The organism is Streptomyces sp. HSS9-12 (genome assembly GCF_054963655.1).
In genome coordinates this window covers 44,675-59,119 of the sequence record NZ_JBUEGC010000014.1, presented here as the reverse complement: position 1 = coordinate 59,119, position 14,445 = coordinate 44,675, and the positions used below count along the sequence as shown (strand labels likewise).

At 71.3% G+C, this 14,445-nt stretch carries 13 protein-coding genes; 4 read left to right on the top strand and 9 right to left on the bottom strand.

The window, feature by feature from the left end:
• Window positions 1-107: 107 nt before the first annotated feature.
• Window positions 108-425 carry a MazG-like family protein gene (locus ACY34J_RS10060; protein ID WP_462726132.1) on the bottom strand — a complete coding sequence of 106 codons (318 nt, stop codon included), beginning with the start codon at window positions 423-425 and terminating at the stop codon, window positions 108-110.
• 5 nt (window positions 426-430) lie between these two features.
• Window positions 431-1,072 (bottom strand): dTMP kinase, encoded by a 642-nt coding sequence (gene tmk, locus ACY34J_RS10055; RefSeq protein WP_462726133.1) that lies wholly within the window; start codon window positions 1,070-1,072, stop codon window positions 431-433.
• Here tmk and ACY34J_RS10050 point away from each other — a divergent pair.
• On the top strand, window positions 1,071-1,205 hold the full coding sequence (locus ACY34J_RS10050; RefSeq protein ID WP_462726134.1) for a hypothetical protein: 135 nt from the start codon (window positions 1,071-1,073) through the stop codon (window positions 1,203-1,205). The genes tmk and ACY34J_RS10050 overlap by 2 nt on opposite strands.
• 305 nt (window positions 1,206-1,510) lie before the next feature.
• Here the strand turns inward: ACY34J_RS10050 and ACY34J_RS10045 are convergent, their stop codons facing one another.
• Together ACY34J_RS10045 and ACY34J_RS10040 are read right to left on the bottom strand one after the other, a co-directional pair.
• Complete coding sequence (locus tag ACY34J_RS10045; protein WP_462726135.1) at window positions 1,511-1,846, bottom strand: YnfA family protein; 336 nt, start codon at window positions 1,844-1,846, stop codon at window positions 1,511-1,513.
• A gap of 481 nt (window positions 1,847-2,327) precedes the next feature.
• The gene (locus ACY34J_RS10040) at window positions 2,328-2,579 is read right to left on the bottom strand and encodes a MerR family DNA-binding protein (protein WP_462726136.1); all 252 of its coding nucleotides are present in this window, start codon (window positions 2,577-2,579) and stop codon (window positions 2,328-2,330) included.
• Window positions 2,580-3,117: 538 nt separating this feature from the next.
• Here ACY34J_RS10040 and ACY34J_RS10035 point away from each other — a divergent pair.
• From ACY34J_RS10035 to ACY34J_RS10025, 3 genes are read left to right on the top strand one after another with little or no spacing between them, the layout of a single operon-like run.
• The gene (locus ACY34J_RS10035; protein WP_462726137.1) at window positions 3,118-4,146 is read left to right on the top strand and encodes a FecCD family ABC transporter permease; all 1,029 of its coding nucleotides are present in this window, start codon (window positions 3,118-3,120) and stop codon (window positions 4,144-4,146) included.
• Window positions 4,143-5,213: a FecCD family ABC transporter permease gene (locus tag ACY34J_RS10030; RefSeq protein WP_462726138.1), complete on the top strand. Its 1,071-nt coding sequence runs from the start codon at window positions 4,143-4,145 to the stop codon at window positions 5,211-5,213. The genes ACY34J_RS10035 and ACY34J_RS10030 overlap by 4 nt, the downstream gene beginning before the upstream one ends.
• A complete protein-coding gene (locus ACY34J_RS10025; RefSeq protein ID WP_462726139.1) occupies window positions 5,210-6,103 on the top strand; it encodes an ABC transporter ATP-binding protein in 894 nt (297 codons plus the stop codon). Before ACY34J_RS10030 ends, ACY34J_RS10025 begins: the two co-directional genes overlap by 4 nt.
• A gap of 207 nt (window positions 6,104-6,310) precedes the next feature.
• Here ACY34J_RS10025 and ACY34J_RS10020 read toward each other — a convergent pair whose 3' ends face one another.
• Genes ACY34J_RS10020 through ACY34J_RS10000 form a run of 5 tightly spaced genes read right to left on the bottom strand, consistent with a single transcriptional unit; the run spans window position 6,311 to window position 14,310 of the window.
• Entirely contained in the window at window positions 6,311-7,681 is a 1,371-nt protein-coding gene (locus ACY34J_RS10020; RefSeq protein WP_462726140.1) for a glutamine synthetase family protein, read from the bottom strand.
• Window positions 7,678-9,483 (bottom strand): IucA/IucC family protein, encoded by a 1,806-nt coding sequence (locus ACY34J_RS10015; protein ID WP_462726141.1) that lies wholly within the window; start codon window positions 9,481-9,483, stop codon window positions 7,678-7,680. The genes ACY34J_RS10020 and ACY34J_RS10015 overlap by 4 nt, the downstream gene beginning before the upstream one ends.
• Window positions 9,480-10,877, bottom strand: a complete 1,398-nt coding sequence (locus ACY34J_RS10010) for a lysine N(6)-hydroxylase/L-ornithine N(5)-oxygenase family protein (protein WP_462726142.1) — start codon at window positions 10,875-10,877, stop codon at window positions 9,480-9,482. The genes ACY34J_RS10015 and ACY34J_RS10010 overlap by 4 nt, the downstream gene beginning before the upstream one ends.
• A complete protein-coding gene (locus ACY34J_RS10005) occupies window positions 10,874-12,634 on the bottom strand; it encodes an IucA/IucC family protein (RefSeq protein ID WP_462726143.1) in 1,761 nt (586 codons plus the stop codon). The genes ACY34J_RS10010 and ACY34J_RS10005 overlap by 4 nt, the downstream gene beginning before the upstream one ends.
• Window positions 12,631-14,310 carry a pyridoxal phosphate-dependent decarboxylase family protein gene (locus ACY34J_RS10000; protein ID WP_462726144.1) on the bottom strand — a complete coding sequence of 560 codons (1,680 nt, stop codon included), beginning with the start codon at window positions 14,308-14,310 and terminating at the stop codon, window positions 12,631-12,633. Before ACY34J_RS10000 ends, ACY34J_RS10005 begins: the two co-directional genes overlap by 4 nt.
• Between the last annotated feature and the right edge of the window lie 135 nt (window positions 14,311-14,445).

Genomic DNA, 14,445 nt, shown 5'->3' with positions numbered 1-14,445 from the left:
TCACATTCAGCGTCGCCGGGCTGTGAGGCGTCACAGGGGGATGCCCCGGCCATCCGCCACGGGGGAAGCAGACGACCGGGGCCGGTCTCTCTTGCGGCAGCGGCCGCTCAGGTGGTCAGGGACCGCTCGGCGATGTACTGGAGGCGGTCCTCGAACACCTTCGATGCATCGGGCGTGATCGTGGCGAGCGCCACCATGCTCGTGAAGATCACGTCACACAGCTCGTTCTGCACGTCTTCCCACGTGTGACTCGCCCCTTTTCGAGGGTTGCCGCCGGTGACGCCGTGCACGGCCTCGGCGACTTCGCCAGCCTCCTCGCTGATCTTCAGCACCCGCAGCAGCCGCGCCACCTCCGGCGAGACAGGGCTCTCGTCATCAAGCCACTGGACGAGGCGGGCAATGGTGGTCCAGGTGTCCTGCTGCATGTGCGCTACTCCGTCAGGTGGGCGGTGCGTGGTCGAGGAGCGAGGCTACTGGCCCGGGCCGGGAGGGCATCAGCGATCCGGGCGGCGGCCTCCGAAGGGCTGGCCGTGCTGGTGTCGACGGTCAGCACCGGCACGCCCAAGTCGCGGAGGGTGGCGGCCGCGTGCTCGTACAAGGTGACCTCGCGCTGCGGGGTGCCCGGGTCTCGCTCGAACCGGTGGTGGGACCCGCGGCTGGTGAGCCGGCCGGTGATGACGGCTGGGTCTGCGGTGAGGATGACGGCGAGGTCAGGCAGGCGCACGCCGGCGTTGAGGGCCAGGAGGAAGTCCTCAGGTACGCCGTCGAGTTCCTGTACGACGAGCGTCGACGCCAGGTAGCGGTCGCAGACAACCATGGCGCCCTCGTCGAGCCGGGGCCCGATCTCCCGTTCCAGGTGGTCGTAGCGGTCGGCTGCCACCAGGCAGGCCAGTGCACGGCCGGTAATCTGGTCCGCATGGGAGCGCGTGAACGCCCCAAGGGCACTCCGGGAGGGTTCGGTCGTGGGGTGGACCGGCATTCCCTGCGCGCGCAGCTGGTCGGCGAGGAGGTCGGCCGTGGTGGACTTCCCCACACCGCCGGGCCCGTCGAGTGTGACGAACACTCTGGTCATGCCATGGTCCCTTCCGGGTGCGCTCGTGCTGCTCGCGCGTGAGGACGGACAGGGTCCGGCGCAGCTCGGGCAGGCCGGTGCCGGCGAACTGGATGCCGACGGAGAAGTTGAACTCGTCCCGGGCGCGCATTGACGCGTTTGCGCCGTGTTCGGTGAGGTCGACGTCCCCGTAGGCGAGCATCGCCTCCGGGTCGTGGCCGGCCGCGATGAGGTGCACTCGTACGGACAGCCACGAGCGCCGACCATGTTGACCTTCCACCGGCCCGCGCTGGTCTTGTAAGGGTCCTGCGGGAGGAACGTGCGGTCAACGAATGGCAGGCCGTCGATGGACCTCGGCGGGAAAGCGTCGCGCTCGTCACTCGCGTACAGGGTGAAGCGACGTCCTGTCGGCCTGGACCGGATGCGGAACGCCGCCGAGGAGGAATGCGATGGTGGTGGTCAGTGGCCGCGCGGGGCGTACATGATCACAGCCATGCCGGCCAGACAGACCAGCGCACCGACGACGTCCCACCGGTCCGGCCGGTAGCCGTCGGCGACCATGCCCCAGGCGATGGAACCGGCCACGAAGATGCCGCCGTACGCGGCGAGGATCCGGCCGAAGTTCTCGTCACTCTGGAAGGTCGCGACCACACCGTACAGTCCCAGGGCGATGACACCGGCGCCGATCGAAAGCCAGCCCTTGTGCTCGCGGACGCCCTGCCAGACCAGCCAAGCCCCACCGATCTCGAACAGGGCGGCGACGACGAACAGGGCGACCGAGCGGGCGATGGTCATGGTCGTGACGCTACCGGCAGGCCGGGCCGGTGATCTCCACGGGGCCGGCTGCCGCCTGGCACCCGCATCCGCCGTCCCGGGCGTCCGGGGAGCGCGAGCAGGACCGGCGGCGCCGCAGGTACCACCAGGTGCCGGTACCTCAGCGTTCGGTCTGGGCGTCGATCTGCAGCGACTGGAGACGCTCGGCGTCGGCGTACTGGGCTTCGGCGAGTACGGCGGGCGGCCGCGGAGCGCGAGCAGGACCGGCGGCGCCGCAGGTGCCACCAGGTGCCGGCGGCGAGTACGGCCAGGGCCACGGCGAGTGCGGGCAGCCAGCTCACGACGGCGGATACTCCGGTGCCGACGACGCCCGCGGCGATCAGGACCGGCAGCAGGCAGCACGCCAGGCAGGCCAGCCCGGCCAACCCCGCCAAAGCCTTCGGGGCCCGCGGGGAACGGGCGTCAGCAGCAGGGTCCGGCATGGCGGTTCTCCTCGGCGAGATCAGTGAAGGCGGATGGGGCAGCAGGCGCTGCCGGCGCAGACGGTCAGGTCATCACAGCCCGCCTCGACGGCCGCGACCAGCGCGGTGCGGATGGTGGTCAGGTCCGCGATCTTCGCCTCCACCTCGGCGAGCTTCGCGGCCGCGCGCTGTTGCAGACCGGCCACGCGCCGGCCGTGGCGGTGGCGGCCGGCCTCCAGCAGCTCGGCGACCTCCTCCAGCGTGAAGCCCAACCGCTGAGCAGCTTTGATCACCCGCAGGACGGTGGCCCGGGGCGAGATCCTGGTCGGCGGTCGGGGCACCCGGCCGGCCGCCGAGCGGGCATGGCGACGGCGGGCGTGCGCGTCGACGTTCAGGGAGCGACTTGACTACGAGAGTCAATGGCCGACCCGACAAAGGCCGAACGGATCGACCAGTTCGCCGGGTGGCTCGAAGCTGCCCTCACCGCAAGTGGATACGACGTGTCATCCCCCCGGCTACGGAAACGCATGCGGTTCGCCATCGACGTCGGCGTGGCGCTCGAGACTGGGAGAGGGCTACCGACTGTTCCACAGGACGCAACGGGGGTGGGGTGGCGTCGACATGGTCAGGGTTCCGGCGATGCGCCGGAACATGTGTGGAGTGGGGCGCAGGCAGGGCCTGTGGACCAAGGTTCGGCAGGACGTGGCGGGTGACCGGCAGGTCGGCGGTCTCCGGCAGCAGTTCCGGACTCCCAGTGCCACCTCCCGTGGGCTTGGCGAGTTCCCTATACTTAGGCTTGCCTAAGTTCCGCCTCGCCGTCGAATGGATGCGATGTCAGCCGCCCCAATACGCAGTCCCAGACGCGCTCTGATCGTTCGCCGCACCGGCTGGACGGTTGCGGCCGTCATCGTTCTCTTTCTCGCCGTACTGCTGAGCCTGGGCGTCGGCAGCCGTCCGATACCTCCGGCGGATGTCATCGACGTTCTGCTGTACGGCGGGTCCAGTGACAATGCGCAGGTCATACGTTCTTTGCGGGTGCCTCGCACTCTCATTGGCCTCATGGTCGGCGCGGCTCTGGCGCTCGCCGGCACCGTGATGCAGGGCCTGACTCGCAATCCGATCGCCGAACCAAGCGTTCTTGGGATCAGTCAAGGCGCGGCAGTGGGTGTGGTGTTGGCCATCGCTGTCGCAGAGGTGCATAGCTTGACCGGATATGTCTGGTTCGCCTTCGCGGGCGCAGCGGGCGCGGCGGTGGCCGTCTACGCCATCGCATCGAACGGCCGGGGCGGGGGCACCCCCATCAAGCTGGCACTGGCCGGTGCCGCCGTCAACGCGTTGCTCATCTCCGTGATACAGGGGATTTTGACCACCGATGCCGCGACCCACGACGAGTTCCGCTTCTGGCAGGTCGGTTCGATCGCCGGCCGCGACACAGAGGTGGTAGGCCAGATCTGGCCGTTCCTGCTCGTCGGGGCGGCTCTGGTGGTGTCGGTCGCGCGCGGGCTGGACGCACTGGCCCTCGGCGAAGACGTCGCCAAGGGCCTGGGGCAGAAGGTCGCCGCCATACGCATCGTGGGCGGGATCGGTGCGACGGTGCTCACCGGCGTCGGCGTCGCCGCCGCCGGGCCGATCGCCTTCATCGGCTTGGCCGTCCCACACATCGCACGGGTCGTCGTGGGAACCGACCACCGGTGGCTGATGCCGATGGCGGTACTGCTCGGGCCGGTGATGTTGCTGGTGTCCGATGTCATCGGGCGTATCTCCTTTCCGCCGTCCGAGGTCCCCGCAGGGGTGATGACCGCGCTGATCGGCGTCCCCTTCCTCGTCACCCTTGTCCGCAGGAAGGCCGTTGCCGTATGACCACCGTCGTCGCCAAGCCCACCCGGTCCGTGCGACCTACGGGGTACGCGCTGGTCAGGCGCCGAGGCGGTTCGCTGCTGGTGCACCGGCGCGCTGCCTTCGTCGCAGCCGCTTTCGGCGTACTACTGGGCGCGGCTGCTCTGGCATATCTGTGCGTCGGTGAAACCTTCTTCACGCCGGCCGAGGTCCTCGGTGTGCTCTCCGGGCAGCCGTCACCGGCCGGGTTCGTCGTCGGGGAACTGCGGCTCCCGCGGCTGACTCTCGGTGTGATGGTCGGCGCCGCCTTCGGTGTCGCGGGCGCGCTGATCCAGACCATCGCCCGCAATCCGCTCGCCAGCCCCGACATCATCGGTGTTTCCTACGGTGCGAGCGCGCTGACCATCGGTGCGATGACCTTCGGGGTGGGCTCGTATGTCGTCCTGCCGTACTTCTCGGTGGCAGGAGGGCTGCTTGCTGCGGTGCTCGTGTACGTCGTCGCCTGGCGCGGCGGACTCCATGCTGCCCGGTTCGTGCTCATCGGGATCGGTTTCGCGGTGGCGCTGCGCTCCATCACCCAGCTGTTCATCACCAAGGGCGACTATCTGGTGGCCCAGCAGGCGCAGGTGTGGCTGACCGGCTCGCTGAACGGGCGCGGCTGGGAGGAGGCCGTGCCGCTGGGGTGGGTGCTGCTCGCCACGCTGCCCTGTGTGGTGTGGGCAGCGTGGGCCCAGCGCAACGTCTCCCTCGACGACGACACGGCGACCGCGCTGGGCGTGCGGCTGAAGCCGGTCCGCTTCGGTCTCGGTCTGCTCGGCGTCTTCCTCGCCTCGGTCGCGACGGGCGCGGCGGGGCCGGTGGACTTCGTGGCGCTGCTCGCCCCGCAGATCGCGCGGCGCACGACGCGGACGGCGCAGATTCCGCTGCTGTGCTCGGCGTTGCTCGGCGCGTTCATCGTGGTGGCCGCCGACTTGCTGGCGCGCACCCTTTTCGCGCCCGTCGAGCTTGCGGTGGGTGTGCTGACCGCCGCCGTCGGTGCGCCCTATCTCATCTGGCTGATCATCCAAAGCCGTACGGGAGGACGAGCGTGAACGGCCCTGAGACAACGACTTCCAGCAGGCTCACCGCCTGCGATCTGACCCTCGCCTACGAGGACCGCATCGTGGTCGACGGCCTCGATCTGGACGTCCCGGACCGCAAGGTCACCGTCATCGTCGGCCCGAACGCCTGTGGCAAGTCCACGCTGCTGCGCGCCCTCGGACGGCTGCTCAGGCCGCGGCAGGGGGGCGTCCTTCTCGACGGCCGGGAGCTGAGCCGTACACCTACGCGGAAGATCGCGCAGGAGATCGGTCTGCTGCCGCAGACACCGGTCGCACCGGAAGCCATCACGGTGGCCGACCTCGTCGCACGCGGCCGGCAGCCCCACCAGCACTGGTGGCAGCAGTGGTCGGAAGAGGACGAGCAGGCCGTCATGGAAGCCATGTCCCGTACGGACGTCACGGCGTTGGCCGACCGGCCTGTTGACGAGCTGTCAGGCGGCCAGCGGCAGCGGGTGTGGATCGCCATGGCACTGGCCCAGCAAACAGGACTGCTCCTCCTCGATGAGCCGACCACGTATTTGGACATCGCGCACCAAGTGGAGGTACTGGACCTGATACGGCAGCTCAACCAGGAGCGCGGACGCACGGTCGTGGCAGTGCTCCACGACCTCAACCAGGCGGCGCGGTATGCCGACCACCTGGTGGCGATGAAGGCCGGCCGGCTCGTTGCGCAGGGGCCACCGGGCGAAATCGTCACGGCAGAGCTGGTCCGCGAGGTCTTCGGGCTCGACTCGGTCGTCGTGCCAGACCCGGTGACGGGCAGCCCGCTCGTCGTCCCCGGCAGCCCGTGGCAGGCCCACGACGGAGCCGAAGCGGTCGCGCAGGAGCGGAGCACGGCTGAGCGCACCCAGGGCCCGCACGGCAGCCGAGTTGTGACCTGACGGAGACTCAACCCACCCCAAGGGCGCCGCCGTAAACCTCGCGTGCCCCGACGCATGCCTCACCGGCAGACCCCGCACCCACACCGTACCTTCGCAGCGCTGCGCCGCGTCGGCTGAAAATCCAGCGGGGCGGATCAACCAACAGCGTCCAGTCCAGGCGGGCCGTCGGTGTAGGTGCCCGGGCGAACCACCCGGCGGCCGGGGCCGCTACAGCCGCTCGAAGCCGCGGACGCGTTCCCAGTCGGTGACGGCCGACTCGAAGGCGGCCAGCTCGGTACGGGCGGCCTGCGCATAGTGGCCGACGACCGCGTCGCCGAAGACCTTGGCCGCGATCTCGCTGGTCTCCCAGCGGTGCAGGGCTTCGGTGAGCGTAGTGGGCAGCCGGGACACCGACGGATCGGCCAGGGCGTTGGCCGTGTGCGGGGCCGGCAGCGGAAGGCGGTTGTGTATGCCGTACATCCCGGCGCCCACCGCGGCGGCGACGGCGAGGTACGGATTGGCGTCCCCGCCGGGCATCCGGTGCTCGATGCGCAAGGAGTGTCCCGAGCCTACGACGCGGACCGGGCAGGTCCGGTTGTCTCGGCCCCAGGCGATACCGGTGGGCGCGAACCCGCCGGGCCGAAGGCGCTTGTAGGAGTTGATGTTCGGCGCCATCAGCAGGGCGAAGTCAGCGAGGCAGGCGAGTTGGCCCGCCACGAAATGGCGCATCAGCTCGGACATGCCGCCTTCCGCCACCGGATCGGCCAATACCGCAGCGCCGTCCGCGCCGCGCAGCGACAGGTGAATGTGGCAGGAGTTGCCTTCGCCCTCGTCGAACTTGGGCATGAAGGTGAGCGCGACGCCTTCCTCAGCGGCGATCTGCTTGGCCCCGTTCTTGAAGAAGACGTGTTTGTCGCAGGTGGCCATCGCCTCGTCGTAGCGGAAGACGATCTCGTACTGGCCTGGGTGGCACTCGGCCCGCGCGGTCTCCATGGGGAGCCCCGCACGCACCATTTCCCGCCTGATCCGGCGCACCACCGGCTCGATCTCGGCCAGGCCTTGGAGGGAGTAGTCCACGTTGTAGGTGGTGGCGGTCTGCAGGCCGTGGTACCGGCGGTCCCACGCCTCACGGTACGACTCGCGGAAGACCAGGAACTCCAGCTCGGTGCCGGCGAAGGCGGCGAGTCCGCGTTCGGCGAGGCGGTCGAGTTGGGTGCGCAGCACCTGGCGCGGGGCGACGTCGACCGGTTCGCCGCCGGGCCAGACGGCGTCGGCGAGGACCAGCGCGGTGCCCGGGTCCCAGGGGAGGGTGCGCAGCGTGGCCGGGTCCGGGCGCAGGACGAAGTCTCCGAAACCGACGTCCCAGGCGTCGATGGCGTAGCCCGGGCCGGTACCCATCTCGGAGTCGGAGGCGAGGAGGTAGACGCAGGCCCCGAAGCCGTGCTCGGCGACCTCGCCCAGGAAGTACGGCACCGACAGGCGGCTGCCCTGGAGCCGCCCCTGAAGGTCCGGGACGCTGACGATCACTTCCTCGACGCATCCGGCGCCGGCGTCGGCGCGTAGTCGTTCGTACGGCGAAAGGTGCGGCGGCGTGCTCACATCTGTTCCCGGGAGGCGGCGGTGGCCAGGGGGTTGCTGACGCGTCCGTGGATGACGTCGAAGCCTTCGTCCTTCTCGGCGCGGTCGTGGAAGCCACCGCCGAGCAGCTGCTCGCGGTTGAGCGCCACCCGGTCGAACTCCGGCTCCAGCAGACCGAAGTCGTCGAACCGTTCGGCCAGCCCCGGAAACCGGGCGTGATAGCGCTCGGTCTCGGTGCGGGCCATGGCCCAGAACTCTCCCTCGGGTACGCCGAGGTGCTGCTCGGCCAGGGGGGCGAAGAAGCGGAAGTGGCCGGCGAAGACCGCGCTGAGCAGGGAGTGGGCCAGCTCGCGGGCGGGCCAGCGCAGCAGGAGCGCGTCGGCGCGCTCCGACAGTTCTGCGTACTCGGGGTGGTTGCCGGGCAACAGGTTGATGTCCTCGGCGAAGTCCTTCACCGCGATGCCGATGGGGACGTCGGCGGCGTCATAGAGGACCACGGTGTTCTCGCCGTGGGGGCAGTAGGCCACGCCGTACCGGTAGAGGTAGTGCAGCAGGCCGGGCAGCAGTGCGGCGAAGAAGCGGACCAGCCAGGCACGCGGGGCGAGCCCTGATCGCTCGACCAGCTCGCTGACCAGGGCGCGTCCGTCTGAGCCGACCTTGAGCAGCGCGGCCATCGTCCGTGCTCGCTCGCCGTCGTGGAGCAGCGCGGCGACCGGCTCGCGCCAGACGGCGCCGAGGAGTTCGTGGTAACGGTACGGAGCATCCGCAACAGAGTCGTACAGCGGGTGGTGCACGGCCACGCCCGCCACCTCCCCCAGCGGGTGGAAGCGCAGCTCCTCACGCAGGTACGGGTCCGCGTCGCGGATGGCGTGCAGCCAGGCGCTCACATCGGGCGCGGCCTCGGTCGGCTTCGTGGACAGGCCCCGCCACACCAGAGTGTTGCGGATGAGCAGTGGCACCTTCACATTCCGGCGGTGCGGGTGGTCGAGGTTGGCGAGGGTGCGGATGGACTGCAGGGGGCGGTAGCGGTCCGGGCCCTGGCCGAGCCGCACGATCCGGCCGTCGGCGAGATGGGGCGCGAAGAGGGTGGCGACGGCCTCGTCCCAGTGGAAGGGGTGCACGGGCAGCCAGTGGAAGTCGCCGGTGTCGTGGCCGGTCTCGGTGCACGCTTCCCGGAGTGCGGCAGCGAACTGCTTGCGGGTGTCCTCGTCCAGCTCCTCGGCAAGGAGTATGTCGGCGTCCAGGCCGGGTAGGCCGGAGTAGGACGCGAGGCTGGAGTGGACGGCGGCCCAGACAAGGTGCACTGAGCCGGCCGCTTCGGGGGCGTAGGCGGCGGCGTCGGAGGCGGAAAAGCCCAGCCGGCCCTTGTTGAGCAGCATGCAGGGGTGGCCGTCCTGGTGGGCCTCGAGGTCGAGGTGGTCCAGGTCGGCGAGGTCGGCGGCGGGCAGGGCGCGGGCGATGACCTCGGCCTCGGCCCGCCGGGTGGCGGTGAGTTCGCGCAGGACCTCGGCGGTGGTGGGACCGTCCCACCCGAGCACGGGGCGGGCGTCGAGCAGCAACTGCTCAGGTCCCAGTTCACCGTCGGCGCGGGCGGGGTGACGCTGCAGCGTGCCGGGCACCAGCCGCCAGGTGCCGAAGGTGCCGCGGTCGGCCCGGAACGTCCAGCGGACCCCGTCGGCGAGGTCCAGCCGGTAGGCGTCCGGGGCACTGGCTTCAGGGTCGGGCTCGGGGACGAGCAGCTCCTCGTAGGCGAATTCCTCGACGGCCTTGACGAGCAGCCGTCGGCCCGCCTGCTCCCAGGCGTCACGGGTGGTGCGGTTCACCGGTGGTTCTCCTCGGAGTACACGTACGCGTGGGAGCCGTGGGAGGCGGAGGCCGTCAGGGCCGGCGCCGGCGCCTGGGGTGCGCCGAAGGTGGTGAAGGCCTGCCGCTGTGGAACGGGCAGCACGGTGCGTCCCGCGGCCGCATTGAGGATTGTCGCGGCGCGCCAGGCGCCGAGCGTGAGATCCGGGGCTCCCACGCCGTGTGTGTGCATCTCGGCGTTCTGGACGTAGAGGGCGCCGGAGACCCTGGGATCGAGCGCGACTCGGTACTCGCCGTCGATCTGGTACCGGCCCTTGGCGTCCCAGTCGACCAGGTCGCCCACGGCGTCGAGGAAGGCGGGGCGGGAGGCGGCGTAGCCCGTGGCGGCGACGACGGCAGAGGTGCGGATCTCGAAGAGCGCGTCCTGCTGGCTGTGCCGGCAGGTCAGCAGCAGGCCATCGCCGTCTGCCGTGGCCGCGACGACCTCCACGGCCGGGTGCAGTGCGGCACGCGGCTCGCCGCCGCCGATGGTGCGCTCGTACAGCTCGTCGTGGATCTCCCCGAGTGTCTCCTCGCTGACTCCCTTGTAGAGCTGCCATTGCTCGTGGACCAGCCGCTCGCGCGCCGCCTCCGGCAGGGCCCGGAAGTAGCGGATGTAGTCCGGAGTGAAGTGCTCCAGGCCGATCTTGGAGTACTCCATCGGCGCGAAGGCCGGGGTACGGGCCAGCCAGCGGACGTACGGGCCGCCCTGGCCGTCGCCGTCCTGGTGGCGCAGCAGGTCGAGGACGACCTCGGCGCCGGACTGGCCCGCGCCGAGCACCGTGACGTCGTCGGCTGCCGCGAGCCGCTCCCGGTGGGTGCGGTAGTCGGCGCTGTGCAGCACGCGGCCCGTGTGGGCACCGGTCATCAGGGGGCGCAGCGGCTCGGGGACGACCGGACCGGTGCCCACACCGAGGACGACCTGGCGGGCCGGCACGCGGGTCTGCGCACCGGCGGCCGAGCGGTACACCACAGCGAAGGCCCCCGCTGTCTCGTCCCACTCCAGGGAGGTGACCTCGGCGTCGAAGCGGCAGGAGGGCAGCTTCTCGGCGACCCAGCGGCAGTAGTGGTCGTACTCGCGGCGGGGGATGTGGAACCGCTCGGAGAAGAAGAAGGGAAACATCCGCTCGTGGTGGCGGAGGTAGTTCAGGTACGACCACGGGCTGGTTGGGTCCGCCATGGTGACCAGGTCGGCGAGGAAGGGCACCTGGAGGGTGGTGCCCTCCAGCAGCAGGCCCGGATGCCAGGAGAACGCCGGCTTGGCGTCCAGGAAGAGGGTGCGCAGCTCGGGCACACTGTCGGACAGCGCGGCCAGCGACAGGTTGAACGGGCCGATTCCGACGCCGACCAGGTCGTAGTGGTTGTGCTCGCTCACCGGTGTGCCTCCGCGAGAGGGTTGGGTACGTCGATGTAGACGGACTGGGTGTGGACGTCGCCGACGAGTTCGTCGAGACCGTCCACGCACGTCAGGTAGTTGCCCTTGCAGCGCAGCACGGGCGCGTCGAGCAGCAGCTCGAGCAGGCCCTTCGCGCCCGGCTCCGTGGAGCGCAGACGCTCCAGAGCCGGCCGCAGCACCCGGAGCAGGTCGCCCTCGTCGGCGAGTCCGAGGACGCCGAATGCACCGACGAGACCGAGCAGGTTGTTGATACCGAGGTAGTAGGCGACCCGCTCGTCGACGAAGGCGTCGTCGAAGACCAGCTCGACGCCTTCGGTCGCGCCCGGCAGCAGCCGTTCCACCTCGGCCACGCGGGATGCGGCCAGGTAGTAACCCTGGCTGTCGCGGTACCAGCCCGCGCAGGGCAGCCCGTTGTCGTCGAGGGCGACGAGGGTGTTCTGATGGTGCGGCTCCAGGGCGATGCCGTAGCGGGCCTGAAGCCGGATCAGTGGTACGGCCAGCACATTCAGATATCGCGCCAGCCAGCGCGCCGATGCCCGCGCTGTCGATGTCCCGAGCGCTCGGGCGGCGCGCTCGACGGCCGCGCAGAGAAGGGCTCGGTTTCGGGGCGGTGTGCCGTCTCCGGGCCCGGTGCGCTCGGCCAGCAGGCCGGCCACGCACAGGCCCTGGGGGCCGTCGGTGCGGAAGGGGTTGTCGCGGATCGAGGTCTCCAGGCCCGTCTCCGAAATCCCGTCAGCACCGGCTGACACCCAGGCGAAGTCGCGCAGGATGGCGAACTCCGGGTGCTCGGCGCGGAGCCAGTCCGCGGGCCCGGCGGCCAGCAGCCGTGCGGCCCGTAGGCCGAGGTGCATCTCGCTGCGCAGGTTGTTGCGGCGTGAGTTGGTGATCCGCATGCCGAGGGATAGCTTCAGCATCACCTCGGCGTCCGGTCGGTGAACCGTCCGTACGGAGGAGGTTGGGTACCAGGCCGGTCCGGCCGGCCCGAGGGGCCGCAGCAGCCCGGCGTCGATGAGCGCGGCGACCTCGGGGCGGGAGGGCACCGCGCGGGCCTGCCATGGGTGGGCCGGCACGGGAATCATTCCGTCGGTCAGCTCCAGCCCCGCGGCCAGCGGACGCAGCAGCTCGGCGGGCGTACGGCCGTCGGCGCTCTCGCCCACCACAACGTCGGGGCGCGCGGCGAACCAGTGCAGCGGGAAGGAGCCGCGCAGCTCCGGCGAGTACGCCTCCAGCTCCGCGCCGGAGGCCTCCTCGCGGCTTTTGGGCGCGGGGTGGAACGGGTGGCCCAGCAGCAGTGCCTGCTCGCTGTCGAGGAACGGTGTCGGCCCCTGCGCATCCTCGCCTTCGGTACGGCGCCGGGCGAGGTGAACGGCTGTGCGGTGGGCGGAGTTCAGTACCCGGGCTGCGGCATCGCCACCGTGGTGCGGGGCGATCCCGCAGCCCAGCGTGGTCTCCCGGATCAGCGCGGCGGCGACCAGCGAGGCATCGGCCGGAAGGCCACCATCCGCGGACAGGTACGGCCTGCCGAAGCGGTGCCAGCCCGTGATCGACCTGTACCGCACGGGTACCCGCAAGGTCAGCCGGCTCTCCGTCAGATGCAGCACCAGCACCTCACCGGTCACGGGGACCTGGGTGCCGGTCTCGCGTACGTACGCGCGCAGCAGGGTTTCCATCGCCGCCGCGTCGCCCGCGCGCAGCGCATCGGCGTCGTCGAGCGGATCCGGGCCGGGGCCGGTCACAGCGCGTCCTGCTCGGCCTGGCCCGCCGCGGCGACCGCGTGCAGCAGTCGCTCGACGCCGGCAGGCGTGGCGTGCGGGTTCAGCAGGGTGAGCTTGAGCCGGACCCGCCCCGGGCCGTCGCCCGGAAGTTCGGTGCGGCCCACTACCGCCCGGCCCTCGCGCAGCAGCCGACGGCGCAGCCCGGCGTTGATCCGGTCGACGTGCGCCGGGTCGGTGCCGTCGGGCAGGTAGCGGAACAGGAAGGCCGTCAGCACGGGGTCGGCGTGCAGTTCCAGCCGCGGGTGGGCCCGTACCGCCTCCGCGCCGCAGAGCGCCAGCTCGTGGCAGGCGTCGACCAGGCGGCCCAGGCCCTCGCGGCCCAGGGTCCGCAGGGTGACGGCGATCTTGAAGGCGTCGGCGCGGCGCGTGGTGCGCAGCGACAGGCCGAGCAGGCTGGGGTATCCGGCCTCCTCGTCGTCCTGCGGGTTGAGGTACACCGCGCGCCGGGCCAGCGAGGCGTAGGTCTCCGCCTGCCGGACCAGGAAGACGCCGGCGGCCACCGGCTGCCAGCCCAGCTTGTGCCAGTCCAGTGAGACCGAATCGGCCAGAGCGATGCCGCCCACCAACGGGGCGAGTTCCTCCGACAGCAGTGCACCGCCACCGTAGGCCGCGTCCACGTGCAGCCAGGCGCCGTACTCTGCGGCCAACGCGGCACAGGTGCGCAACGGGTCGACCGCACCGGTGTCCGTGGTGCCGGCAGTGGCCACCACGGCCACCGGCAGCTCACCGCGCGCGACGCTGCCGCGCAGGGCCGCCGCCAGGGCTTCCGGTTTCATCCGCAGCTGACGGTCGACGGCCACGGGGACGACCGCGTCCTCCCCAAGGCCCAGGAGGGCCGCCGACCGCTGCACCGAGAAGTGGGAGGCGGCGGAGGTGAAGATCCGCGGACGCGGCCCGCCGCCCGCCACTCCGCTCAGCTCTACGTGACGGCCCGTCGCCTGGCCCAGCACCCGGTCGCGGGCCAGCATCAGCCCCATGAGGTTGGACTCGGTGCCGCCCGAGGTGAGCACACCGGCCGCCTCGGCGGCGTCATAGCCGACGAGCTGCGCCATCTCCCGGAGCAGCAGGGTCTCCAGGGCGGTGGCGGCGGGCGCCTGGTCCCAGGAGTCCTGCGAGGGGTTGAGTGCCGACACAGCCAGGTCGGCGGCGACGGCGACGGCCAGCGGCGGGCAGTGCAGGTGCGCGGCACACGACGGGTCGGCCGGGTCGGCGCTGCCGTGGGCGAGCAGTTCGGTCAGGCGGTGCAGCGCGCCGTCACCGTCCGCCTCGGCGAACACGCGCGCGACCTCCGTAGCCAGTTCCTCCGGCGTTCCGGCGGCGAGCGGCCCGCCGCGCCGCGCTACGCCGGCGGTGAGGGCGTCCAGCACGGTGTGGAGCAGCGGCTCCAGTGCCGCGGCTCCGCCCACCCCGCCGGACAGTGCGGCCCTTCGGCTGCCGCCCCCTGGGGAAGCGGTACCGGACAGCAGGCCGGCCACGGCCTCGCCGAGAGGGAGGGCGGCCCCGCCGGCGGTGATGCTCTGGGCGGTGGCGTACCCGCCCCGGGCCGCAGTGGGACCGGCCAGGGCGGTGCCGTATGGGCTTCCGAGCGCAGTGGACCCGTCGGCGGCCGGAAGGCGGGCCTGCGTTCCGCCGGGCATTACCGCACTCCCGCGAAGGTCCGAGCGGTCCGGGCCGAGGATTCCCGGGCGCGCTGCCGTTGGAGGATTGCATCCGCCGAGCCGGCGGTGCGATCGGTGTCGGCGAGGTCGGTGGAGTGCACAGTCACGGTGAAG

Coding starts and splice junctions, on each gene's coding strand:
- ACY34J_RS10000 (WP_462726144.1), bottom strand. CDS start 14,310: ATGCCCGGCGGAACGCAGGCCCGCCTTCCGGCCGCCGACGGGTCCACT.
- ACY34J_RS10060 (WP_462726132.1), bottom strand. CDS start 425: ATGCAGCAGGACACCTGGACCACCATTGCCCGCCTCGTCCAGTGGCTT.
- ACY34J_RS10030 (WP_462726138.1), top strand. CDS start 4,143: ATGACCACCGTCGTCGCCAAGCCCACCCGGTCCGTGCGACCTACGGGG.
- tmk (WP_462726133.1), bottom strand. CDS start 1,072: ATGACCAGAGTGTTCGTCACACTCGACGGGCCCGGCGGTGTGGGGAAG.
- ACY34J_RS10045 (WP_462726135.1), bottom strand. CDS start 1,846: ATGACCATCGCCCGCTCGGTCGCCCTGTTCGTCGTCGCCGCCCTGTTC.
- ACY34J_RS10050 (WP_462726134.1), top strand. CDS start 1,071: ATGCCATGGTCCCTTCCGGGTGCGCTCGTGCTGCTCGCGCGTGAGGAC.
- ACY34J_RS10035 (WP_462726137.1), top strand. CDS start 3,118: ATGTCAGCCGCCCCAATACGCAGTCCCAGACGCGCTCTGATCGTTCGC.